The organism is Roseovarius indicus, from assembly GCF_008728195.1.
Taxonomy (GTDB): Bacteria; Pseudomonadota; Alphaproteobacteria; order Rhodobacterales; family Rhodobacteraceae; genus Roseovarius; species Roseovarius indicus.
The window spans coordinates 3,329,661-3,353,124 of the sequence record NZ_CP031598.1; the positions used below are offsets into that span (position 1 = coordinate 3,329,661).

The 23,464-nt window shown below is 65.8% G+C and carries 23 protein-coding genes and 2 tRNA genes; 11 read left to right on the forward strand and 14 right to left on the reverse strand.

Annotated elements, in window-relative coordinates:
• The first annotated feature begins 62 nt into the window (after positions 1–62).
• On the forward strand, positions 63–881 hold the full coding sequence (locus RIdsm_RS15860; RefSeq protein ID WP_057818500.1) for a cobalamin B12-binding domain-containing protein: 819 nt from the start codon (positions 63–65) through the stop codon (positions 879–881).
• Positions 882–887: 6 nt separating this feature from the next.
• On the opposite strand, the gene RIdsm_RS15865 is transcribed toward RIdsm_RS15860, so the two are convergent.
• The 7 genes from RIdsm_RS15865 to RIdsm_RS15895 form a co-directional block, all read right to left on the reverse strand.
• Complete coding sequence (locus RIdsm_RS15865; protein ID WP_057818501.1) at positions 888–2,348, reverse strand: gamma-glutamyltransferase; 1,461 nt, start codon at positions 2,346–2,348, stop codon at positions 888–890.
• 65 nt (positions 2,349–2,413) lie between these two features.
• Positions 2,414–3,832 carry an amidase gene (locus RIdsm_RS15870; RefSeq protein ID WP_057818503.1) on the reverse strand — a complete coding sequence of 473 codons (1,419 nt, stop codon included), beginning with the start codon at positions 3,830–3,832 and terminating at the stop codon, positions 2,414–2,416.
• Between the two features lie 9 nt (positions 3,833–3,841).
• Positions 3,842–5,836, reverse strand: coding sequence for an ABC transporter permease (locus tag RIdsm_RS15875; protein ID WP_057818506.1), 1,995 nt, complete (start codon positions 5,834–5,836; stop codon positions 3,842–3,844).
• Positions 5,833–6,891: a quaternary amine ABC transporter ATP-binding protein gene (locus RIdsm_RS15880; RefSeq protein ID WP_236553362.1), complete on the reverse strand. Its 1,059-nt coding sequence runs from the start codon at positions 6,889–6,891 to the stop codon at positions 5,833–5,835. Before RIdsm_RS15880 ends, RIdsm_RS15875 begins: the two co-directional genes overlap by 4 nt.
• Positions 6,892–7,000: 109 nt before the next feature.
• A complete protein-coding gene (locus RIdsm_RS15885) occupies positions 7,001–7,948 on the reverse strand; it encodes an ABC transporter substrate-binding protein (protein WP_057818508.1) in 948 nt (315 codons plus the stop codon).
• Between the two features lie 176 nt (positions 7,949–8,124).
• Positions 8,125–8,958, reverse strand: coding sequence for a helix-turn-helix domain-containing protein (locus RIdsm_RS15890; RefSeq protein WP_057818510.1), 834 nt, complete (start codon positions 8,956–8,958; stop codon positions 8,125–8,127).
• Between the two features lie 129 nt (positions 8,959–9,087).
• Positions 9,088–9,163 (reverse strand) — tRNA-Val (locus tag RIdsm_RS15895).
• Between the two features lie 81 nt (positions 9,164–9,244).
• Here RIdsm_RS15895 and RIdsm_RS15900 point away from each other — a divergent pair.
• Positions 9,245–9,718 carry a MaoC family dehydratase gene (locus tag RIdsm_RS15900; RefSeq protein ID WP_201455584.1) on the forward strand — a complete coding sequence of 158 codons (474 nt, stop codon included), beginning with the start codon at positions 9,245–9,247 and terminating at the stop codon, positions 9,716–9,718.
• On the opposite strand, the gene RIdsm_RS15905 is transcribed toward RIdsm_RS15900, so the two are convergent.
• The 3 genes from RIdsm_RS15905 to RIdsm_RS15915 form a co-directional block, all read right to left on the reverse strand.
• The gene (locus tag RIdsm_RS15905) at positions 9,708–10,304 is read right to left on the reverse strand and encodes a histidine phosphatase family protein (RefSeq protein ID WP_057818513.1); all 597 of its coding nucleotides are present in this window, start codon (positions 10,302–10,304) and stop codon (positions 9,708–9,710) included. The two genes, RIdsm_RS15900 and RIdsm_RS15905, sit on opposite strands and share 11 nt — an antisense overlap.
• Positions 10,305–10,329: 25 nt before the next feature.
• Positions 10,330–10,404, reverse strand: a tRNA-Val gene (locus tag RIdsm_RS15910).
• Positions 10,405–10,423: 19 nt separating this feature from the next.
• Positions 10,424–10,891, reverse strand: coding sequence for an HU family DNA-binding protein (locus RIdsm_RS15915; protein ID WP_082647462.1), 468 nt, complete (start codon positions 10,889–10,891; stop codon positions 10,424–10,426).
• Positions 10,892–11,018: 127 nt separating this feature from the next.
• Between RIdsm_RS15915 and RIdsm_RS15920 the strand changes: the two genes are divergently transcribed.
• On the forward strand, positions 11,019–11,210 hold the full coding sequence (locus tag RIdsm_RS15920; protein WP_138179335.1) for a hypothetical protein: 192 nt from the start codon (positions 11,019–11,021) through the stop codon (positions 11,208–11,210).
• Positions 11,211–11,301: 91 nt separating this feature from the next.
• On the opposite strand, the gene RIdsm_RS15925 is transcribed toward RIdsm_RS15920, so the two are convergent.
• From RIdsm_RS15925 to tgt, 3 genes are all read right to left on the reverse strand, one after another.
• On the reverse strand, positions 11,302–11,742 hold the full coding sequence (locus tag RIdsm_RS15925; protein WP_057818515.1) for an SRPBCC family protein: 441 nt from the start codon (positions 11,740–11,742) through the stop codon (positions 11,302–11,304).
• A gap of 154 nt (positions 11,743–11,896) precedes the next feature.
• Positions 11,897–14,308, reverse strand: coding sequence for an endopeptidase La (gene lon / locus RIdsm_RS15930; protein ID WP_057818518.1), 2,412 nt, complete (start codon positions 14,306–14,308; stop codon positions 11,897–11,899).
• A 281-nt stretch (positions 14,309–14,589) separates the two neighbouring features.
• A complete protein-coding gene (tgt, locus tag RIdsm_RS15935) occupies positions 14,590–15,729 on the reverse strand; it encodes a tRNA guanosine(34) transglycosylase Tgt (protein WP_057818520.1) in 1,140 nt (379 codons plus the stop codon).
• Between the two features lie 203 nt (positions 15,730–15,932).
• On the opposite strand from tgt, the gene RIdsm_RS15940 reads away from it, so the two are divergent.
• The 7 genes from RIdsm_RS15940 to tpiA all read left to right on the forward strand — a co-directional run bounded on the left by RIdsm_RS15940 (position 15,933) and on the right by tpiA (position 21,398).
• A complete protein-coding gene (locus RIdsm_RS15940; RefSeq protein ID WP_057818522.1) occupies positions 15,933–16,769 on the forward strand; it encodes a class I SAM-dependent methyltransferase in 837 nt (278 codons plus the stop codon).
• 114 nt (positions 16,770–16,883) lie between these two features.
• Complete coding sequence (gene rimK / locus RIdsm_RS15945; protein WP_057818524.1) at positions 16,884–18,311, forward strand: 30S ribosomal protein S6--L-glutamate ligase; 1,428 nt, start codon at positions 16,884–16,886, stop codon at positions 18,309–18,311.
• Between the two features lie 74 nt (positions 18,312–18,385).
• A complete protein-coding gene (locus tag RIdsm_RS15950) occupies positions 18,386–18,748 on the forward strand; it encodes an SUF system Fe-S cluster assembly protein (RefSeq protein WP_057818526.1) in 363 nt (120 codons plus the stop codon).
• A gap of 107 nt (positions 18,749–18,855) precedes the next feature.
• Positions 18,856–19,494, forward strand: coding sequence for a hypothetical protein (locus RIdsm_RS15955; RefSeq protein ID WP_057818527.1), 639 nt, complete (start codon positions 18,856–18,858; stop codon positions 19,492–19,494).
• On the forward strand, positions 19,491–20,210 hold the full coding sequence (locus tag RIdsm_RS15960; protein WP_057818529.1) for a DUF3307 domain-containing protein: 720 nt from the start codon (positions 19,491–19,493) through the stop codon (positions 20,208–20,210). The genes RIdsm_RS15955 and RIdsm_RS15960 overlap by 4 nt, the downstream gene beginning before the upstream one ends.
• 28 nt (positions 20,211–20,238) lie before the next feature.
• Positions 20,239–20,589, forward strand: a complete 351-nt coding sequence (locus RIdsm_RS15965) for a HesB/IscA family protein (protein WP_057818531.1) — start codon at positions 20,239–20,241, stop codon at positions 20,587–20,589.
• 56 nt (positions 20,590–20,645) lie between these two features.
• Positions 20,646–21,398, forward strand: a complete 753-nt coding sequence (gene tpiA, locus RIdsm_RS15970) for a triose-phosphate isomerase (RefSeq protein ID WP_057818533.1) — start codon at positions 20,646–20,648, stop codon at positions 21,396–21,398.
• Positions 21,399–21,445: 47 nt separating this feature from the next.
• On the opposite strand, the gene RIdsm_RS15975 is transcribed toward tpiA, so the two are convergent.
• The gene (locus RIdsm_RS15975) at positions 21,446–21,922 is read right to left on the reverse strand and encodes an Lrp/AsnC family transcriptional regulator (RefSeq protein ID WP_057818535.1); all 477 of its coding nucleotides are present in this window, start codon (positions 21,920–21,922) and stop codon (positions 21,446–21,448) included.
• A gap of 146 nt (positions 21,923–22,068) precedes the next feature.
• Here RIdsm_RS15975 and cysG point away from each other — a divergent pair, with 146 nt between their 5' ends.
• Positions 22,069–23,463 carry a siroheme synthase CysG gene (cysG, locus tag RIdsm_RS15980; protein ID WP_057818537.1) on the forward strand — a complete coding sequence of 465 codons (1,395 nt, stop codon included), beginning with the start codon at positions 22,069–22,071 and terminating at the stop codon, positions 23,461–23,463.
• Position 23,464 lies beyond the last annotated feature (1 nt).

A 23,464-nucleotide genomic window follows, 5' to 3' on the forward strand; every position in this document is an offset into this window, starting at 1 on the left:
TTTGAGCAGTCGACCAAGGGAAGGCCGATCCTCGAGGCAGCGAGAATGCCGGGAGGAGGCACTTGTTCAATTCCACACCCATCCTGCTCCGTCGCGGGCCGGGCGATCACCGCCATGTGCTCGCAGCCGGGGCCGCCCAAATGCACCTGCTGGCGGGCCTCGCCCACGAGGTCGTCCGACGCCTGGCCTACCAGGAACGTGACGCGGCGCGCATTCGCCAGGGCCCGCCCACGCATCAGGTCGAACGGCTCTGCGAGGCGCTGATCGCCACCGGCGACACCGCCGACGCCGAAGAGATCCTCGCCGAGATCGCCCGCGGCGAAAGCTTCGAAACCCTCTGCCTGCAATATCTCTCCGCCGCCACGCGCATGCTGGGCGACTGGTGGCTCGAAGACCGCGCCAGCTTCGCGCAGGTCACCACCGCCACCGGCAAGATCTTCGAGATCCTGCGCAAGGCCGACGCCCCCGCCACCGCCGCCGCCCGCCCGACCGACGTGACCGTCGTCTTCGCCTCCGTGCCGGGCGAACAGCACACCCTCGGCGTCCGCATGGCCGCCGATCTCTTCCGCGGCGACGGCTGGGAGATCGCCCTCAAGCTGGGCTACACCCAGGATGAACTGATCGCCGAAATCCGCAAGCTGAAGCGCTGCATCGTCGGCCTCTCCATCGGCGGGCGCCACTCGCTCGACGCGTTGGGCGACGTGGTCACCGCGCTGCACACCCACTGCCCCGAGGCGGTGATCGTGGTCAGCGGCCAGGATATCGAAGAGCTCCGCCCCCACCTTGCCGCCATGGGCCTCGACGGGATCGCCGGCGAATTGCAGGAAGCCAAGACCACCATCTCCGCCCTCTGGGACCGCGAGATGACCCGGCCCAAATAGCCCCGCCTAAAGCACCGCGTGCCAGACCTCCCGCCGCCAGTCCGACCCCGCAAAGGGCCGCCCGGCCTCGGTTCCGGCACACACCACCCCGCCAAAACACAGATCACTATCGGCCCGCATCTCCACCCGGTGCCCCAGCGCCCTCAGATGCTCGGCCTCCGGATGCCCGTCCGCCACCAGCAATGCGCCATCCTCGCTCCGCCACCGCGGCGCATGGATCGCGGCGGCCAGATCCTCGCCCGCCACACCCGTCTTCGCCAATATCTGCAACAGCGTCTGCACCTGCCCGTCCGCCCCCGGCGTCGCCAGCGCAGTCACGCTCTCCCCCGACCGCGAAATCATCGGCGCCAGCGTATGCACCGGCCGCTTCCCCGGCCCCGCCGCATTCGCCCCACCGGTGAACCCTTCGGCCCGGTTGTTCAGCACGAAGCCCCCTTCCGGCACGAAGATGCACGACCCGAAACTGTCGAACACGCTGACCAGCGACGAACAGACCATGCCGTCGGCATCCGCCGTCGCCACACCCGCCGTATGCAGATAGGCCCTCGGCCCGCCCCGCCCAGAGGCCCGCCGCAAGTCGATCTCCAACCGCTCCCGCAACAGCGCATCCCCCTCGGCCACCCGGTCACGAAACTGGAAACTCGCCTCCGTCAGCTCGACACAGAGATGATCGAGCGACGCCGCGTCGCCGATCTTCACCCCCTGCATGCCCTGCAAACTCATCGCCAGCAGCACGCCCTGCGTCATCGGCGGCTGCACCTCCACCGTACCGCCCTGCCAGCCCACGCTCACCGGCGCACCCAGCTCACTGCGATGCGCCGCCAGATCTGCCGCCGCCAACAGCCCGCCCTGCCCCTGCACGGCCCGCGCGATGGCGTCGGCCATATCGCCCGCATAGAACGCCTCCCGCCCCTCGGCCCCGATCCGTTCCAGCAGCGCGGCAATCTCCGCCTGTACCACCGGCCCGCCGCCGGCCCCTTCACGCACGACACCCCAACCCTGCGCGCCGCCCCGCGCCAGCCTCTCCGCTTGCTCGGCAATCGCCCCCCGGTCGCCAGTGCAAATCGGGCAGCCCGCCCGCGCCAGTTCCACCGCCGGCGCCAGGCACGCCGCTAACGGCAACCGCCCGAACCCCGCATTCGCATCGCACCACCCGGCCACAAGCCCCGGCACCGTCACCGACAACGCCGCCGAGGTCACGCTCGCAAACCCCGCATCCATCGGCGCCGCCCCGGTTCCGTTCACCGCCCGCGTGCCCCGGCTCGGATCATGCACCAGCGCCAGCATGTCGCCGCCCAGCCCGCAACTGGCCGGCGCCACCACCGCCAGAACCGCCTGCGCCGCGATCATCGCGTCGCAGGCATTGCCACCCCGGCCCAGCACCGTCAGCCCGGCCTCCACGGCCAGCGGATGCGCCGCCGAAACGCCGCCTGTTTCTCCTGTCGTGATCTGTCGGACGCTCTGCATCGGTCTCTTCCATCAAGCCTCGTGGTCACGAAGGAGATACCCGGCCAGCCAAAGCCCCGCCAGCCTCAACCGGCGCCCATCACCGCCTCGATGAACGCCGCCGCCCGGAACGCCGTGATATCGTCGAAACTCCGCGCCACCACCTGAACGCCCACCGGAATGCCGTTCTCCGCCCGGCCCACCGGCACGGTCAGCACCGGCAGCACGCCCAGCATGTTGAACGCATGGGTCGTGACCCAGTCGTAATCGGTGTTCAGGCTGACCCCGTTCACCTCCATCCGCTCCCACGGCATCTGCTCGGCCCCCACGTCGTTGACCAGCGTCGTCGGACAAAGCAGCGCGTCATGGTCGCGCAACACGGGCTCGAGCTGCGCATAAAGCCGCTGCGCACAGGCGCGCTCCTCGGCCAGCGCCGACACCCGCGCGCCTTCAAGCTGCTCGCGCTGCCAGACAAGATAGGGCGACAGCTCCTCCGCCCGGTCGGGGAAGTAACGGGTGATCGCGTCGCCCAGCATCACCAACGCGTGGTGGCTCGCGGCCTCGGTGATATCCCCGGGCCAGTCGATCGCCGGATGCCCGATCTCGGCCCCCGCCGCCGCCAGCCGCGCCACCGCTTCGTCCAGAACCCGCCGCACCCCGGCTTCGGGCCCGGTCGGCCCGAGATCGAAGCTGACGGCAAGGCGCGGCCTGCTCCCGCTGCCCAACCCCTCCGGCACCGCCACCCGCTCCCGCAGGCTGTGCATATCCGCCGCGTGACAGCCCGAGATGACATTCAGCAACAGCGCGCAATCGCCCACCGTCTGCCCCATCGGCCCGATCACGCTGTAGACATCATGCCCCTCGTCAGGGTCCGGCACCCGCCCATGCGGCGGCTTGTACCCGGCAATCCCGCACATCGACGCCGGCACCCGGACCGACCCGGCACTGTCGCCGCCGATGGCCAGCGTGCTCGTGCCTGCCGCAAGGCTCGCCGCCGACCCGCCCGACGAGCCGCCGGGCGTCACATCCGTATTCCACGGGTTGCGCGTCACGCCCCAGGCCTTGGTCGCCGTGATCCAGCCCATCGCGAATTCCGACGTGGTGCTGCGGGCGTGCAGGATACCCCCCGCCGCCCGGATCCTTGCCACCACCGGATGATCAGCCTCCGCCACCGGGCTCTCGACCACCCGGCTGCCCCGTGTCGTGCGCCCGCCCACCTGGTCGTAGACATCCTTCACCGCCACCGTCAGCCCTTCCAGCGGCCGCACCTCGCCACGCCCGCCATAGCGCGCTTCGGCCTCCCTGGCCTGCGCCAGCGCCGCTTCGAAAAACGTCTCGGTAAACGCATTCACCACCGGCTCCACTCGCTCGGCCTGCGCGATCTGCGCCTCGACCACCTCGACCGGTGACAGGCTCCGCTCGCGGTACCGCTTCCGCAGCTCCAGAGCAGGCATCCGGCACAGTTCGTCACCGGGCAAAAGGCGCGTGAGGGTCTTCATGGTCATCTGGCCGGCCTAGGTCCGTCCGGCCGTCTTGCGCGAAAGCTGGGCGCTTGTCGCCCGGATCAGCCGGTCGATGATGATCGACAGGAAGGAAATCCCCAAGCCCGCCACGATCCCTTCGCCCGGCTGCACCTTGGAAATCGCGATCAACGTGTCATGCTCCAGCCCCCGCGTGCCCACCAGCGCGGTGATCACCAGCATGCCGAAGGCGAACATCACCGTCTGGTTCACCCCCAGCAGGATATCCGGCAGCGCCAGCGGCAGTTGCACATGCCGCAGCTTCTGCCAGCGCGAACAGCCCGACATCTCGGCGGCGTCGATATTCGACTTCGTCACCCCCCGGATCCCCTCTTTCGTATAGCGGATCCCCGGCGGCAGCGCGTAGGCCACAATGGCAATGAGGCCGGAGAACTCCCCCACGCTGAACAGCATCACCACCGGGATCAGGTAGACGAAATTCGGCATGGTCTGCAGCGTGTCGATCACCGGCGTCACCGCCCGGTCGGCCCAGTCCGACAGCCCGGCCAGGATACCCACCGGCAGCGCGATGATCAGCGTCAGGATCGTCGCCAGTACAACCAGGTAAAGCGAGGTCATCGCCGCATCCCAATAGCCCGTCACCACGATGAACCCCAGCAAGCCCGCGCAGACCGCCGCCAGCCGCCAGCCGCTCAGCGCCCAGCCCAGGAAGGCCACCGCCGCGATGGCCACCGCCCACGGCACGCCCAGCAGGAAATCCTTGGTCGGGCGCATGACCGACAGGATGGTGGTATCCCGCACCGCCTTGATCTGGGTGTAGTATGTATCGCTCACCCACAGGATCGCGTCGTTCCAGAAATTCCCGGTCGAAATCGTCCAGGCGTCCGGATACTCCCCCAGCGCCGGCACGAACGGCGCCACCAGGACCAATACCACGGTCGCCCCCAGACAGATCCACCACGCCCTGTGCCGCTCCCAGAGCGAACCCTCCACCTCCGCATGGCTCGGCCGCCGCAGCGCCGCCGCCTTCGACAGCCGGTCCAGCAGCACCGCCATCAGCGTGATCGCGATCCCCGCCTCGACCGCCTCGCCGATGCGCAGCGCCTTCAGCCCTTTATAGACCTCGCCGCCAAGCCCCCCGGCCCCGATCACCGACGCGATGATCACCATGGCAAAGGTCAGCAAAATCACCTGGTTCAGCCCGATCAGCAGATGCTGCCGCGCCGCCGGCAGCAACACCGTCCACATCTTCTGCCGCGGCGTGCAGCCCGCCATCGTGCCGAAATCGGCGATATTCGCCGGCACCCGCTGCAGCGCCGCCGTCGTCACCCGCGCCATGGGCGGCATCGCATAGATCACCGTCGCAATGATCGCCGCCACCGGGTTGAACCCGAACAGCAGCAGCACCGGCACGAGATAGGAAAAGGTCGGGATGGTCTGCATCACGTCATAGACTGGCGTCAGAATGCGGTTCGCGGTCTCGCTGCGATAGCCCAGCACGCCCAGCAGGATGCCCAGCACAAGGCTGATCAGCACGGCAAACACCACCGACGACAGCGTCAGCATGGCCGAGCCCCAAAGCCCGAAGATCAGGAAATAGCCCAGCGTCAGCGCGGTAAAGACCGCCACCCGCACCCCCGCCAGCCGCCACGCGAACAGCGTGAAACCGGCGCAGACCGCAGGCCAGGGCAGCGGCGGCAGGGTCGTCGCCTCGCCATCCGCCCCGTAGAAGGTGAACCCTTCCGACAAAAGCCCCTGCGCGATGTCCACCGGCACTTCCAGCAGCCCCGCGAACATCCGCGACACCTCCGACAGGGTCACCCCGCCAAGCGCCAGGTCATTGACCACATACTTGATCGCATCCGTGCCCCAGGCCGCGATGCCCCAGACCATGCTTTCGGGATAATCCTCCAGCCACGCAGGCAGGCCGATGACGCCCGCGGCCACGATGCCGATCAGCACCAGCACCGGCGCCAGCTCGGCCGCCGTCCTGTGCCACCCGCCACGCATGTCGACACTGGCACTCATGTCACGTCTTCGTTCAGCAACAGCCGGATCACCGTCTTCGCCGCGATCCGCCCGACAAGATTGCCCTCGGCGTCGACCACGTCCGTCGGCCCGTCGGCATTGACGATCTGGCCCGCCACATCGCCCACGATATCGGTCTCCTTCACCGGCTCGCCCCGCACGGCCCCCGCCGCCGGCACCATGACAGAACCCACCTTCACCACCTGCCGGCGCGGGATCTTCCGGGTGAACTTGGCCACGTAATCATCGGCCGGGCTGGTGATCAGCTCTTCCGGCGTGCCAACCTGCACCACCCGGCCCGAATGCATGATGGCGATCCGGTCGGCCAGCCGCACGGCCTCTTCGAAATCATGGGTCACGAAAACGATCGACTTCCGCAGCATCCCCTGGATGCGCAGGAATTCGCTCTGCATCTCCGCCCGGATCAGCGGGTCGAGCGCCGAAAACGGCTCGTCGAGGAACCAGACCTCCGGCTCGGTCATCAGGCTGCGGGCGATACCGACCCGCTGCTGCTGCCCGCCCGACAGCTCGTGCGGCATGTAGGCCTCGCGCCCGGCAAGCCCCACCATCTCGACCAGCTCGCGCGCCTTCTTCTGCCGCTCGGCCTTGCCCACCCCCTGCATCCGCAACGGAAAGGCTACGTTGTCGAGCACGGTCAGATGCGGCAACAGCGCGAAATCCTGAAACACCATGCTGACCGCATGCCGCCGCATCTCGATCAGCTTCTGCGGGCTCGCCCGGCCAAGGTCATAGCCCGCCACCTCAAGCTCGCCCAGCGTCGGCTCGACCAGCCCCGCCATGCAGCGCAGCAGCGTCGACTTGCCGGAACCGGAAAGCCCCATGATCACAAAAATCTCGTCGCGCCGCACCTGAAGGCTCACGTCGCGCACGGCGGCGATCACCTCTCGCTCGGCCAGCACCTCGTCGGTGATCTGCCCGGCGTCGCCCTTGGCCAGGGCGCCGGCGGCCTCGCCGTAAAGCTTCCAGACCGCGTCGCACCGGATCACCACGTCTTGCTTGGTTTCGCTCGTCATCGAACTCTGCAGGTCCTTCATGTGATCGGCTACCCTGTCTTGCACCGTTTGCAGCGAAACCGAAACGGCGCCCTCCCCGGTGATGCCCGCCGGCGCACGACTGACGCCGGCGGGCTCAACTTTCAGGCGCTTACTTCAGCCACGCCTGCCAGACGGCCTCGTTCTCGGCCATCCACTCGTCGGTCACGGTTTCCAGCGGCACACCGTCCACGTCGACCTTGCGGTAGCCATCGGTCAATTGGCTGTCTTCCAGCTCGAACTTCTCGATGATCGCGGCGGCCTCGGGCTCGGCGTCGACGAACTCCTTGTTGGCAAAGAGCCACAGCACGCCGGTCTCGACGTTGCAGTCATGGGTCGCCTCCGGGTTCGAGCCCCAGGACGGGTCGTCGTGACAGCCCTCTTCGTATTCCGGGAACTCGACGAACTCGCCCTCGTCGCTCATGAAATACCAGTGCGGGGTATAGCCCCACGCGATCACCGGCTCCCCCCGGCGCGCGGCGGCCGACACGGTCGCCACCAGCGCCGCGGCACTGCCCGAGGCGATGGGTTCCACGTCGATATCGAAGGCCGTCGCCATCTCCTCGACCGGCATGATCCAGTCGGCGGGCCCTTCCACGAACCGCGCTTTCGGCGCAGTCTCGGCGGTGGCCAGCGCCTCGATGCAGCCCGGCTCCTTCAGCGCCTTCCAGTCGGGCAGGCCCGGGCAGACCTCCTTAAGCGACATCGGATACCACCACCCCTCGGCGGTGCTGATCCCGGTCGAGCCCGCGTTCACGGCCTTGCCGCTCTCGGTCGAGCCCTCGCAAAGCTCCATCGTCGACTGCCAGCACACGGTGTAATGCAAATCGCCCGTCTGGATGCCCGAGAAGCTGGCGGCATAATCGGCATCGACATACTCGATGTTGTACCCGGCCTTCTCCAGCGTCGCGCCAAGGATGGTCGAGATCAGGTCGGTCGAGGTGTCGCTCACGATGGGGATCACCACCGGTTCCGTCCGGTCGGTCGCCAGCGCCGGGGCCGCCGCCGCAAGACAGGCCGCGCCCGCCACTGTCCGGAGTGCATAATTCGTAAAGGTCATTCGTTACTCCCTGCTATGTAGGCTTTGTTTTTCCCGGCGATCGCGCCCCGCACGCCTTGGCGAGGCGGCGGCACGATCCGCACCGGTCTTGATCTTCCAAGCTTACCTAAGCGGCGGAACGCCCGGAAAGAAAGTCTCGCAATGTCGTGCAAAAAGCTACAGGTCGCGACATCCCGTCACGACCGGAACACATCCCACGGCCGCCCGGTAAAGACCTGCTCCTCCGGGTCGGAATCGTTGCGCGTGGCGTCGAGGATATCAGAGGGAATCGTCGGATCGTCGAGGCTGATCAGCCCGCATTCCCGGATCTCGGCGCGCACGTCCACCTTGGGCCCCAGCGCTTCCCACACCACGCGGTAACAGGCGATATCGCGCGACATGGCACTGCTCACCCCAAGGCTCAGGCCGGTCATCAGCGACGCCTGGTCCATCCGCGACGGGTACAAGATCGTCGTCCACATCATCTGCCCCGCGCGCTTCTCGCGCTCGTGCACCATGATCCGCTCGCCATTGTGAAAGGCGATGCCGGTATAGAAGAGCAGGTTCCGCGACCGCCGCTTCGACGCCCCGTAATTCTCGACGTTCCAGATATAGACGAAGCCCTTGTCGGAAAACATCCGCATCAGCGAGCGCTGCATCATCCCCGGAAACTCCACCGGGCGGAAGAAGCACTTGTAATAGCCGATATACTCGGCCATGTCGCGTCGCGCATTGGGGTTCACCCGGTGCAGCTTGGCGATGAAACTGCCGAACGGGTCGATCTCGGGGCCCTGCGGCCGGCGCAGCGAGATCAGCCGGCTGAAATCGCCCGCCTCCATGTAGATCTCGTGCAGCTCGACCCCGAAGAAATCACAGATATTCCGCAGGTTCCGATGCGACGGCCGGCTCTGCCCGTTCAGGTAGCGGTGAAACTGCTGCCGGTTGATCGCCAGCTTCTCGCACACCTCGGTGATCGAGTGGGCGTAACTGCACAGCAGGCGCAGATTTTCCGGAAAACTGTCTTCGGCCAAGTCGGGCGCTCCTGAGTGGGGTGCGGGGCCAATATGATCCGGAGGGGGCAAACTGTCCAATTCCGCGGGCCCGGCATCACGGGCAATCCCCGGCGTTCCGGTGCAATTGCTGACAGGACAGGCAGATAATGGTGGGTCGTGAGAGGCTCGAACTCCCGACATCTTCGGTGTAAACGAAGCGCTCTACCAACTGAGCTAACGACCCGGTGACGCGTCTCATACAAAGACCGGCGCGGGCGCGCAAGGGCCAAGGTGACGATTGACACCACCCTTTGCACGCGCCTTCATGGCAGCCATGAGCTTCGACCCCGAAACCCACTGGACACACCCCGCCCGCCCCTTCGCCGATTTCCGCGTGGGCGAGGTGTTCCGCGCCCCCTCGCGCACCATGACCGAAGGCATCTTCGCCGCCTTCCAGACGGCCAGCGGCGACAATCACCCGATCCACTATGACCGCGCCTACCTGAAACGCCGCGGCCATCCCGAGCTCTACGCCCACGGCTACCAGACGCTCATCCAGGCCGCCATCGGCGCCTCGCCCCTGGCGCACGAGATGGGCGACGCCCTCATCGGCTTTCTCGAACAATCCAGCCGCTTCCTTGCCCCGGTCTATTGCGGCGACACGCTCTACCCGGCCTTCGAGATCACGGCCCTCACCGAAGGCAGCACCACGGGCGTGATGGAACTGAAAGTGACCATCCACAACCAGGACAGCGTGCTGGTGGTCGAGGGCATGCAGAAATACCTGCTCACCCTCTGATCCGGCCCTGGCCGGCGATCACCGTCGCCATCCCGTCCTTCACGTGATGCACCACCCCCTGCCCGCCCGGCACCTCGCCCATCCGCTCCAGCGGCAGGCCAAGCGCAAGGCAGCGCAGCGCGCGCGACGTCACGCCATGGGTCACGATCACCGTCGGCCCCGCGAGCCGCGCCAACAGCCGCGACAGCCGCGCCTCCATCTGCTCCAACCGTTCGCCGCCCGGTGCGGTGAACTTCCACAGATGCGGATCCTCGGTCATGTCCTCCGGCAAGCGCGCGGCAAGGTCTGAAATCAGCTCTCCGTGCCAGTCTCCCATGTCGATCTCGCGCAGGTCCGGCTCCGCAACCACCTCGAGGCCCAGCCCCGCCACGGCAATGCGAGCCGTCTCCCACGCCCGCCCCGACGGGCTCGACAGAACCGAAACCCCCTCCGGCAGACAAGTTTCGAGAATCGCGCCCTGCGCCCGGGCCTGCCGCAGACCGGTCTCGGTCAGCGGGCTGTCGAGATGCCCCTGAAGGCGCCCCTCGACATTCCATTCGGTCTCGCCATGCCGCAAAATCCACATTTCCGGCAGGGACATGGCCATTCGCGCCTCATGCAAGGGGGGAGAATGGTGGGTGATAAGAGATTCGAACTCCTGACATCTTCGATGTGAACGAAGCGCTCTACCACTGAGCTAATCACCCGCCGACGCGTCTATTAGCGTTACTCCGCGGGCTCTGCAACCGTCTCGTTCGATTTATCGTCATCCGCGCGATCCGCCGGGTCCAGCGCCGGGCCCGCCGTCTTGCTCTGGCGGATCTTGGCGACGGTGATCCGCGCGTTCGACGTGTCCTTGGTGCGCTGGTGCTTGATCTTGCCAAAGGGCTGCAGGTTCACCTCGCGCCCCTCGGCGATGGCCTCGGCCAGAACGTCGATCATCGCCTCGATCGCGGGCTTGGCGAATTTCTTGCGCACGCCCGAGCGGGTCACCACCTCGTCGATCAGCTCGCGTTTCTTCAGCTCTGTCGAGGTGACCACGGTCGGCGTCGTATCGGGCACGACATCCGGCGCGGTCTTGGCCGCGGCCGAGCCCGGCGCGGGCTTCGTCGCCGCCCTTGCGGGCTTGGCGGATGTCGCTTTCTTGGGGGTGGAAGACTTGGACTTGCTCGATCCAGTCGTTCTCGCTGCCATGGTGTGCCTCTTTTGTTTCAATTATGTTTCAACCCTACCGCTTTTCTTGTGATTTGGCCACCTGTCAGTTGACTGATGGTAGGTTCATACTTTTAATCCGACTAGATATAGTACCTGGGGAACTAACGTGAAAAAGACACTTGCTGCTGCCGCAATTGCCGCGACCTTGGTTGCCGGAACCGCCTCTGCCGGTTCGCTGTCCGATCCGATCGTCACGCCGGATGTCGTCATGGTCGACGCACAGGAAAACGCGTCGAACGTCGAAGGCCTCATCGCGGCCGTGGCCGTGATCGCCATCATCCTCGGCCCGTCACTCTGACCCGGAAGGCGCGGCCGCATCCTGCCGGCCGCCTCCGCCTCCCACGGCGCGCGCCCCCGGGTCTGCGCGCCCCTCGACTATTTCCCGATACCTAGAAGTCCCCGCTTTCCAGAATCCGCAATCGCGGCTTGTGCCGCGCCCCGTAGAGATACCGCGCCCACAGCGCGAAGGCGCCGGTCAGCAGCCCGGCCTCGATCTCGATCGTATCGGTCAGCCGGCTGCCCCCCGGCGCCGGTGTGACGCTCATGGTGTGCCGCCATTCCTTGACCCCGGCCCCCTTCTCCGACGAGCGCAGCACCATCCGGCTGTCATCGCATTCGACGACCTCCATGTGGTAGGGCTGCTTCGGCAGCTTCCCGAAGAGCGATACCATCACGTCGATCTTCTGTCCTTCCTGCACCCGCCCATCGGGCAGCCCCTCGAAGGCCACGACCCCCTCCATCACCCGCGCCAGCGCGCCGTAATCCGTGGCCAGCGCCCAAAGGCGTTCGGGCGAAACGGGGTAATCGTGGGTCAGGTGAACAGTCTTCATCGCAGGGCTCCGGGCAACGTGGTCCCTGCCCTTAAATCACGCCCCAACCGGCTTGTCCCGCCGTTACGTGGGCTGGGTGCCAACCCACCACACCCCGCAAAAGAAAAAGGGCGCCCCGCAGGACGCCCCTTCTCAACTCTTCGGACCCTCGGGATCAGTGCGCCACGGCGCCCGACCCTTCGCCACCGGCCTTCCGCGCAGCTTCCGCCGCGGCGGCCTCTTCGGCAGCTTCGTCCCATTCGACCGGCTCCGGCTCTTCGGTCAGCGCCAGCTTGAGCACGTCGCGCACGTGGTCGACGGGCACGATCTTCAGCCCCTCCTTCACGTTGTCGGGGATCTCGGTCAGGTCCTTCTCGTTCTCCCGCGGGATCAGCACGGTCTTGATACCGCCCCGAAGCGCGGCCAAAAGCTTCTCCTTCAGACCGCCGATCGGCAGCGCGTTGCCGCGCAGCGTCACCTCGCCGGTCATGGCGATGTCCTTGCGCACCGGAATACCGGTCAGCACCGAGACGATAGAGGTCACCATGGCAAGCCCCGCGCTCGGCCCGTCCTTGGGCGTCGCACCTTCGGGCACGTGCACGTGGATATCCCACTTCTCGAACTGCGGCGGCTTCACCCCGATATCGGGCGCGATCGACCGCACATAGGAACTGGCCGCGTCGATCGATTCCTTCATCACGTCGCCCAGCGTACCGGTCGTCTTCATCCGGCCCTTGCCCGGCAGGCGCAGCGCCTCGATGTTCAGAAGCTCGCCACCGACGCTGGTGTACGCCAGCCCGGTCACGACACCGACCTGGTCCTTCTCCTCGGCCAGGCCGAACTTGAACTTCTTCACGCCCAGGAAATCGCCCAGGTTCTCGCGCGTCACCGTGATCGTCTCGTCCTTCTTCCGGATGATCCGGGTCACGGCCTTCCGCGCCACCTTGGCAATCTCGCGCTCGAGGTTCCGCACACCGGCCTCCCGCGTGTAAAGGCGGATGATGTCGGTCAGCGCCTCGTCGGTCAGCTCGAACTCCTTCTTCTTCAGACCGTGGTTCTTGATCTGCTTCGGAACGAGGTGCTGCTTGGCGATCTCGCGCTTTTCGTCCTCGGTGTAGCCCGCCAGCGGGATGATCTCCATCCGGTCCTTCAGCGGCTCCGGCATGTTGTAGCTGTTGGCCGTGGTCAGGAACATCACGTTCGACAGGTCGTATTCCACTTCAAGATAGTGGTCCACGAAGGTGCCGTTCTGTTCAGGGTCCAGAACCTCGAGCATCGCACTTGCCGGGTCGCCGCGGAAGTCCTGCCCCATCTTGTCGATCTCGTCGAGCAGGATGAGCGGGTTGGTCGACTTGGCCTTCTTCAGCGCCTGGATGATCTTGCCCGGCATCGACCCGATATAGGTCCGGCGGTGCCCGCGGATCTCGCTTTCATCGCGCACGCCGCCAAGGCTGATGCGGATGAACTCGCGGCCCGTGGCCTTGGCCACCGACTGCCCGAGCGAGGTCTTGCCCACGCCCGGAGGGCCGACAAGGCACATGATCGGGCCCTTCAGCTTCTTCGAACGCTGCTGCACCGCCAGGTACTCGACGATCCGCTCCTTCACCTTCTCAAGCCCGTGGTGATCGGCGTCGAGGATCTCCTCGGCGCGGCTCAGGTCCTTCTTGACCCGGCTCTTCTTGTTCCACGGAATGCTCAGCATCCAGTCGAGGTAGTTGCGCACAACCGTGGCCTCGGCGCTCATCGGGCTCATGTTCTTGAGCTTCTTGAGCTCGCCCTCGGCCTTCTCGCGCGCCTCTTTCGACAGCTTGACCTCGGCGATCTTCTCTTCCAGCTCGGCAATCTCGCCTTCGCCGTCCTCGCCGTCGCCAAGCTCCTTCTGAATGGCCTTCATCTGCTCATTCAGATAGTATTCGCGCTGGGTGCGCTCCATCTGGCTCTTGACCCGGGTCTTGATCTTCTTCTCGACCTGCAGAACGCTCATCTCGCCCTGCATCAGGCCATAAACCTTCTCCAGCCGCTCGCTCACGGAAAGCGTTTCCAGAAGCTCCTGCTTCTGGGCGACCTCGATGCCAAGGTGACCGGCCACGAGATCGGCCAGCTTCGCGGGCTCGTCGCTTTCGGCGACGGCGGCCAGCGCCTCTTCGGGGATGTTCTTCTTGACCTTCGCGTAACGCGCGAACTCATCCGTCACCGTGCGCAGAAGCGCGGTGATCGTCGCGGCGTCGCCGGGCATCTCGTTGATATACTCGGCCTTGGCGTCGAAGAACTCTTCGTTCTCCAGGTATTCGGTGATGCGCACGCGCGCCACCCCTTCGACCAGCACCTTCACGGTGCCGTCGGGCAGCTTCAGCAGCTGCAGCACGTTGGCCAGCACGCCGACGCGATAGATCCCGTCCGCCGACGGGTCGTCTTCACCGGGGTCGATCTGGCTCGACAGCAGGATCTGCTTGTCGTCCTGCATGACCTCTTCCAGCGCCCGGACCGATTTCTCGCGGCCCACGAACAGCGGCACGATCATGTGGGGGAACACCACGATATCGCGCAGCGGAAGCACCGGGTAGGAATTGTTGAGGGGTTCTTGCATGCTCTTGTCCTGTTTTTGGCAAGACGGCTCCGGCCCCGCGTATCGGCAGCCACGTCCGTCTCCGTTTCCAGAAGATTAATCTGGGGCGGTTCCACCCTTCTTTCAACCTTCGTTCGAACAACCATGCCCCGGTGTGTCAGGCGGAGCAAGCGCCAAATCCCTAGGTTTTTCAGGGTCCGCGCCGCGCGCGGGCGCGAAGATCACAGCTCCGTGCATCCCCGGCAGTCGAAATCTTCAAAAGATTTCGACCCGCTTTCTTTTCAAGAAAGCGCCCCCGACCCTCAAACCGGCTCGATATCCCCTTCCGCGCGGCCTGCATGGAACTCGTCCTCCCACGCGGCAAACGTGCCGGCAGCGATCGCCCCCCGCATCCCCTCCATGATCTGCTGGTAGTAATGCAGGTTGTGCCAGGTCAACAGCATCGAGCTGATGATCTCCTGGCTGCGGAACACATGATGCAGATACGCGCGCGAATAATTCCGACACGCCGGACAGGTGCAATCCTCGTCCAGCGGCCGCGGGTCATCCATGTGCCGCGCATTCTTGATGTTGACCTGCCCCCGCCGGGTCCACGCCTGCCCCGTCCTCCCTGACCGCGAGGGCAGCACGCAATCCATCATGTCGATCCCGCGCTTCACGGCGCCCACGATATCGTCGGGCTTGCCCACCCCCATCAGGTAGCGCGGCTTGTCCTCGGGCAGCATCCCCGGCGCATAATCCAGCACGCCGAACATCGCCTCCTGCCCCTCGCCCACGGCCAGCCCGCCGACCGCGTACCCATCAAACCCGATCTCCACCAGCTTCTCGGCACTCTCGGCCCGCAGATCCCGCGTCACGCCGCCCTGCTGGATGCCGAACAGCGCATGGCCCGGCCGGTCGCCGAACGCCTCTTTCGACCTTGCCGCCCACCGCATGGACAGCCGCATGCTCTCGGCCACGGCCTCATCGCTCGCGGGCAGCGCCGGGCACTCGTCGAAACACATCACGATGTCCGAGCCCAGAAGCCGCTGGATCTCCATCGACCGCTCCGGCGTCAGCTCGTGTTTCGAGCCGTCGATATGGCTCTTGAAGGTCACCCCCTCCTCGGTCAGCTTCCGCAGACCGGCCAGGCTCATCACCTGGAACCCGCCGCTATCGGTCAGAATGGGCCTGTCCCAGTTCATGAACCCGTGCAGCCCGCCCAGCCGCGCCACCCTTTCCGCCCCGGGGCGCAGCATCAGGTGATAGGTGTTGCCCAGCAGGATATCCGCCCCGGTCTCGCGCACGCTCTCGGGCATCATCGCCTTGACCGTGCCGGCGGTGCCCACCGGCATGAAGGCCGGCGTGCGGATCTCGCCCCTTGGCGTGGAAATCACGCCCGTCCGGGCCTGCCCGTCCTGCCCCGTCTTTTGATAGCTGACTCGCACCGGCCTGCCCCGCATCTGGTTGTCCGGGCGCCTCCATACTGCGCTTTCGGACGACGTGCAAAACGCAATCTGCACGGGCACCGATCCTGTTCGGGCACGATTGTGCGGCCCCATGATCCGGTGTAGGAGGGATGCGCAACGGCCAGTCGCGCCACGAGGTCACACCGGAACCCGGCCGGCGACCCGGGCCGGTCATAAATCCTCGCAAAGGGTACGCCATGACGCAGGACAAGAGATCGGTCTATTCCCGCACCTGGGATAACTACGTGACCAAGTCTTTCCCCGACATCCAAAACGCCCCGGCCAGGAAGCCCGGCGATCTGCGCGAATGGCAGGTCCTGAACACGACCGACGATCACTACACGTGGCCCGGCGACGAGTGGGGCGACGCCGATGCGGTCGCCCGCATCCTCGACACCTGCGTGGCGCCCTATCTCGTCGCCCCGCCGGCCCACGCCGTGGAAATCGCCTCCGGCAGCGGCCGCATGACCCGCCCCTTCCTCGACCGCTTCCCGAATGCGCAGATCGGCTGTTTCGACATATCGCAGGCCTTCCTCGACCAGATGCACCTCCGGTTCCCCGACGAGATCGCGTCGGGCCAGATGACGACACATCTGCTGAACGACAAGCCCGGCTTCATGTACGAAGTCATCGAAACGGCCGGCCTGCACGGCAGGATCGATTGCCTGTTTTCCTATGACGCGATGGTGCATGTCGAGTTGCACACCGTGCTGATCTACATCGCGACCGCCGCCGCCGTGCTGAAACCGGGCGGCCTCCTGTCGATGAGCGTGGCCGACGGCGCCAACCCCCTGGCCTTCCAGAAAATGCTCTGCAACGCACCCAGCGTGTTCCGCCTCGGCGGAAAGGCCGGGCCGCAATTCCAGTTCATGTCGCACGACATCCTCGAATACATGCTGCCGCGCATGGGCTTCGCCTTCGATCTGCATGACTGCAACGGGCGCGATATCTTCTTTTCCGCCCGGCTCGAAGACCCCGGCGCCGCCCGGCGGGCCTTCCGCGACGCCGGCAGCAACTGGTGGCTGGCGCCCTGACGCCGCCACGTTTCACGGGCCAAAGGTTGCTTCACCACCCTTTCCGTGTTGTCCTTGCAGTGACTGAAATCCGACGGGGCGGAAAAGACCCCGGCACAGAAAGGGAGACCGCCGATGCCCGATGACGCAGCGCCGGAGACACTGCAATTCGGGTGGGAAGAATGGATTTCCCTCCCCGATCTGGGCGTGCCCGCCCTGCGGGCCAAGGTCGACACAGGTGCCCGCACCTCGGCCCTTCATGCCTTCGATATCGAAACCTTCGGCTCCCAGGCCCGGCCCAAGGTGCGCTTCACCGTGCACCCGATCCCCGGGCGCGACGACCTGGTGATTCCCTGCTCCGCCAACATCGTCGACCGGCGCGAGGTCGCCTCCTCGAATGGCGAGAAGGAAATGCGCTACGTCATCGAAAGCGCGCTTCTGGTGAACGGGCAGAAATGGCCGATCGAGATCACGCTGACCAACCGCTCGACCATGACATCGCGGATGCTGCTCGGCCGGCAGGCGATGAAGGATCACATCTCGATCGCCGCCACCGACCGCTTCCTGCAACCGGAACTCAGCTACGACGTCTACCACACCTCCCGCATGCGCGAGGTGGCGCCCCAACGCGCGCTCCGCATCTGCGTGCTAAGCCGCGAAGACAATTACTCCACCCGCCGCCTCGTCGAAGAGGGCGAAAAACGCGGGCACTCGGTTGAAGTCATCAACACAACCCGGTGTTACATGGCGATTAATGCCCTTGCCCCCGAAGTTCACTACGACGGCAAGCGCCTGCCCCGCTTCGACGCCGTGATCCCCCGCATCGGCGCCTCGATCACCCCCTACGGCGCCGCCATCATCCGCCAGTTCGAGACCATCGGCACCTACTGCGTCAACGGCGCCGCCGGGATCACCGCCAGCCGCGACAAGCTCTACGCCCACCAGATCATGGCCCGCGCCCGCATCGGCATGCCCAACACCGCCTTCGCCAGCTCGCCCCGCGACACCGCCAACATCATCAGCCTCGTCGGCACCACGCCGCTGATCGTCAAGCTGCTGGAATCGACCCAAGGCAAGGGCGTCGTCCTGGCGGAAACCAAGAAAGCCGCCGAATCCGTCATCGACGCCTTCCGCGGGCTGAAGGCCAACTTCCTCGTGCAAAGCTTCGTCAAGGAAGCGGCGGGCGAGGATATCCGCTGCCTCGTCATCGGCGGCAAGGTCGTGGCCTCGATGAAACGCACCGGCGCCGAGGGCGATTTCCGCTCCAACCTCCACCGCGGCGGCACCGCCAAATCGGTCCGCATCACCAAGGAAGAGCGTGAAACCGCCGTCCGCGCCGCCCGCGCCTTCGACCTCAACATGGCCGGCGTCGACCTGCTTCGCTCCGAAAGCGGGCCCAAGGTGCTCGAGGTCAACTCCTCCCCCGGCTTCGAAGGCATCGAGACCTCCACCAACAAGAACATCGTCGGCAAGCTCTACGAACAGATCGAGGCCCGCGTCCGCCCCGTGCCCATCCGCCGGCGCAAGACCTCGACCAGCGGCAGCGCGGACAAGCAGACGTGACCCGCACTTCCTCTCGACACCGGTGACGATAAATCCTATATGTTCTGTCGGAATATGAACGACAGGAACCCCCGATGACACAGAGCCCGGAACCGCTTGAGGGCACCCCCCTCATCGCACCGTCCAGCACGGAGCACCCGCTTTACGAGCCGGTGGTCGAAGCGTGTCGTTCCGTCTACGACCCTGAAATCCCGGTGAATATCTACGATCTGGGGCTGGTCTACACGATCGATATCGATGCCGAGAACGCCGTGCGCGTCACCATGACGCTCACCGCCCCGGGCTGCCCCGTCGCGGGCGAGATGCCGGGCTGGGTCGCCGACGCGATCGAACCGCTCGAAGGCGTCAAGCATGTCGATGTCGAACTCACATGGGAACCGCCGTGGGGCATGGACATGATGTCCGACGAGGCGCGCCTCGAACTCGGCTTCATGTAAAAGCAAGCCTTTTGGCTTGCTTTTCCGTAAAGCAAGCGTTTTCACTTGCATATTTCGAAAGCAACCCCTATGACTTGCATCCTCGCAATGCAAAGGGTTTCGCTTTCATGTCTGGCGTACAGGCGGTGTTCACCGGTGACCTGATCGACTCGCGCGATGCCTCCGCCGAGGCGGTCGAACGCGCCATGACGAACCTCAAGACCACCGCGCAAAGCATTGGCAAAAATCATGAATTTCAGCCCCGGTTCACCCGGAACCGGGGCGACGGCTGGCAGATGCTGCTGCCTGATCCGACATTGGTGATGCTGGCCTATCTCGGCCTCGCCGCCGCCCTGCGCGCGGCCGACACCGGCCTTGCCACCCGCATCGCCATCGGGATCGGCCCGGTCGACTTCCCCGGCACGACCGACCTCTCCGACGCCGCAGGGCCCGCCTTCGTCACCTCCGGCGACCTGCTCGAAACCCTCGACACCGAAACCACCGCCATTGGCGGGCACGGCGTCACCGACTGGCAGCGCGGCGTGCTCCAGCTGACCGACTGGGTCGTCACCGGCTGGACCGCCCAACAGGCCGAGGCGGTCGCCCTCATCCTGCTCGACCCCACCCACGAGACCAACGCCCACCGGGCCAAATCCCTCGGCATCAGCCGCCAGGCCTTCGAGGCGCGGCTCAAGGGCTCGGGCCTCGCGGCCTTCTCCCACGCGCGCCGCGCCTTCCAGACCCATGACTTCGGGGCCCAAGCATGATCGAAACCGTCACCGCCCTGCTCTTCGCCCACGCGCTGGCCGACTTCCTCTTCCAGACGAACTGGATCAACGCCAACAAGCGCCACCCCGGCGTCATGCTGCTTCACGCCGCCATCGTGCTGGTCACAGCCCAGGCCGCCATCGGCCGCATCGACGCCCCCGAACTCCTCGCCCTGGCCGCCATCCACCTCGTCATCGACTGCCTCAAGACCTACGGGAACTTCACCTCCCTCACCGCCTTCCTCGCCGATCAGGCCGCGCATCTGGCCACCATCGCCGCCGTCGCCGCCTATGCGCCCGGCCTCTGGGCCTCCGGCGCATGGGCCGCCCACCCTCAGGCCCTGCCCTTCATGGCACTCGCCGCCGGCCTCATCCTGGCCCTTCAGGCCGGCCAATACGCCGTCGGCCTGATGATGAAACCCCACGGCACCCGCGTCAGCAGCAAGGGCCTGCGACGCGGCGGCCAACAGATCGGCCTTCTCGAACGCGGCCTCATCTTCCTCTTCATCCTCACCAATCACCCCATCGGCGTCGGCTTCCTCGTCGCCGCCAAATCGATTCTCCGCTTCGGCACCGCCACCAGGGATCAGCGCACCGCCGAATACGTCATCATCGGCACCCTCGCCTCCTTCGGCTGGGCCATTGCCGTGGCGCTTGCCACCCAGTCTCTGCTTGCCGCACTTCCCGCCCTTGAGATCGGCGCGCCGCGGCCTTAGATTCCCGTCAGGACAAAAGGAAACACGCATGTTCGGAATTCCGGGAAAACAGGCGGTCACCATGACCCCGACAGCCGCATCCCAGATCGCCAAGCTGATGGGCAAGGGCGGCACCAAGGGCCTGCGCATTGGCGTCAAGAAAGGCGGCTGCGCGGGCATGGAATACACCATGGACTATGTCGACGAGGTCGACCCGAACGACGAGGTCGTCGAACAGGACGGCGCGCGCGTCATGATCGCGCCCATGGCCCAGATGTTCCTCTTCGGCACCGAGATCGATTACCAGACCTCGCTGCTCGAATCCGGCTTCGTCTTCAACAACCCCAACGTGACCGAGGCCTGCGGCTGCGGCGAATCGATCAAGTTCGAGGGCATGTGAGGATTGCACCCCAACCCCTCCCGATCTAAGAAAAAAGAAAACGAGAGGGTTCAGGGATGAAACGCAAGCTGGCTGCCGGCAACTGGAAGATGAATGGAACCCGCGCGGCCCTGGCCGAGCTGGAAAAGATCGCCGCCGCCCATCCCGAGGCGGCCGTCGATATCCTCATCTGCCCCCCCTATCAGCTTCTGGCCCAGGCTGCGGATATCGCCGCCGGCAGCCCCGTCGCGATCGGCGGGCAGGATTGCCATAACGAGGCCTCGGGCGCCCATACCGGTGACATCTCCGCCGCCATGCTCGTCGACACCGGCGCGACGGCGGTGATCGTCGGCCATTCCGAGCGCCGCGAAGACCACAACGAGACCAGCGCGCTGGTCCGCGAAAAGGCCCGCTCGGCCATCGAGGCCGGGCTCACCGCCATCATCTGCCTGGGCGAATCCGAGGCACAGCGCGACGCGGCCAACACGCTCGACATCATCGCCGGCCAGCTCGCCACCTCCGTCCCCGACATCACCACCGGCGCCAACACCGTCATTGCCTATGAACCCGTCTGGGCCATCGGCACCGGCAAGACCCCCACCACCGAACAGATCGACGAGGTGCATGATTTCATCCGCGCCCGCCTGGTCCGCCGCTTCGGTGAAACCGAAGGGGCGGCCATCCGTCTCCTCTATGGCGGGTCGGTCAAACCGGGCAACGCGGCCGAGATCTTCGCCACCGACAATGTCGACGGCGCGCTTGTCGGCGGCGCAAGCCTCAAGGCCGAGGATTTCTCGCCCATCATCAAGGCGTTGGAAGCCACGGCTTAAGTGGGGCCGGTGCGCCGCACCGACGTAATACCGACAAAATACCGACGTTATACCGACGTCGTCTGAAGCGGCAGCATCGTGGTCGATTTGATCTCTTCCATCGACAGAAGCGCCGTCACGTTATGCACCTTCACCTCTGAAATCAGCGCCTGGTAGAACGTGTCATAGGCCCGCGCATTGGCCACGACGACCTTTAAAATATAGTCGATATCGCCCGCCAGCCGGTGGGCCTCCTGCACCTCCGGGCGGTCGTTCAACGCTTTGAGAAACCGCGCCTGCCATTCTGCGTCATGTTCCGACGTCCGGATCAGCACGAAGAAACACGCCTCGAACCCCAGCGCTTCAGCATCCAGCAAGAAAGTCTGCTGCCGAATGACCCCACCCTCCCGCATCTTGCGGATCCGGTTCCACACCGGCGTCTTGGAACTGCCCACCGCCTTGGCGATATCGTCCAGCGACTGGCCCCCGTCGCGCTGCAGTTCCACAAGGATTTTCCGGTCGAGCTCGTCGAGGCGAACAGCCATTCGTCTTTTGTCCTTTAGCTGGAACATTCCATCCGGCTCTCCGCCTATCAGGAACGTTTGTCCTTATTTCCATCCGCATATGGCGAATTACCGGGAATATTTTCTATATTGAGGAGGAAGTCAATCGCAACGCGGGGACAGACGAGATGAAACACTTTCCGATCTTCATGGCGCTGGAAGGCCGCCGCGTCGTCCTGTCGGGCGGCGGAGAGGCAGCCTTGGCCAAGCTGCGCCTGCTGCTGAAGACCGAGGCACGCCTGACCGTCTTCGCCACCGCCCCCGCGCCCGAAATCGAGGCCTGGGCCGAAGAGGGCCGCCTGACGCTGGAACGCCGCGCCATGGCGCCCGGCGACACCACCTGCGCTGTCCTCTTCTACGCCGCCGACGAGGATGACGCCGAAGACGCCCGCACCGCCGCCATCGCCCGCGCAGACGGCGCCATCGTGAACATCGTCGACAACCTCGAAGACAGCCAGTTCATCACCCCGGCCATCGTCGACCGCGACCCGGTGACCGTGGCCATCGGCACCGAGGGCGCCGCCCCCGTGCTGGCCCGCGCCATCAAGGCCGACCTCGAGGCACGTCTGCCCGCCACGCTGGGCACGCTCGCCCGCATCGGCAAGGGCTTCCGCAAGGCCGTCGAGGTGCTGCCCTTCGGCCGCCGCCGCCGCGATTTCTGGTCCGACTACTACTTCAACGCCGGCCCCCGCGCCATGGATGACGGTGGCGAAGGCGCTGTGAAGGACACGCTGCAAACCCTTCTTACCAAACATGAAAACGCCGATACGCCCGAGGGCCACGTCGCCTTTGTCGGCGCTGGCCCCGGCGATCCGGAACTGCTGACGCTGAAGGCCCGCAAGGCACTCGACACCGCCGACGTGGTCATCCACGACCGGCTGGTCACCAAGGACATTCTCGAGTTGGCCCGCCGCGAGGCGGTGCTGATCGACGCCGGCAAGGAAGGCTTCGGCCCCTCCATGAGCCAGGAGGAAATCAGCCGCTTGATCGTCGAACATGGCCTTCAGGGCGCCCAGGTCGTCCGCCTCAAGGGCGGCGACCCCACCGTCTTCGGCCGCCTCGACGAGGAAATCGACGCCGTCGACGCAGCCGGTCTCACCTGGCACGTCGTCCCCGGCATCACCGCCGCCTCGGCCTCCGTCGCCGCCATCGGCCAGAGCCTCACCAAGCGCGAGCGCAACTCCTCGGTCCGCTATCTTACGGGGCACGACATGAAGGGCTTCGCCGACCACGACTGGAAGGCCCTGGCCCGCACCGGCGAGGTTGCCGCGATCTACATGGGCAAGAAATCCGCCCGGTTCATCCAGGGTCGCCTCATCATGCACGGCGCCGACCGCGCCACACCCGTCACCGTGGTCGAAAACGCCTCGCGCCCCGATCAGCGGGTGCTCTCCACCACGCTCGAGCGGCTGCCGCAGGACCTGACCGATGCCGGCCTGACCGGCCCGGCCCTCACCTTCTACGGCCTTGCGCCCCGCGCGGCGCAGGCTGAAATTTCCAAATTCGAACAGGAGCTTGCCTGAC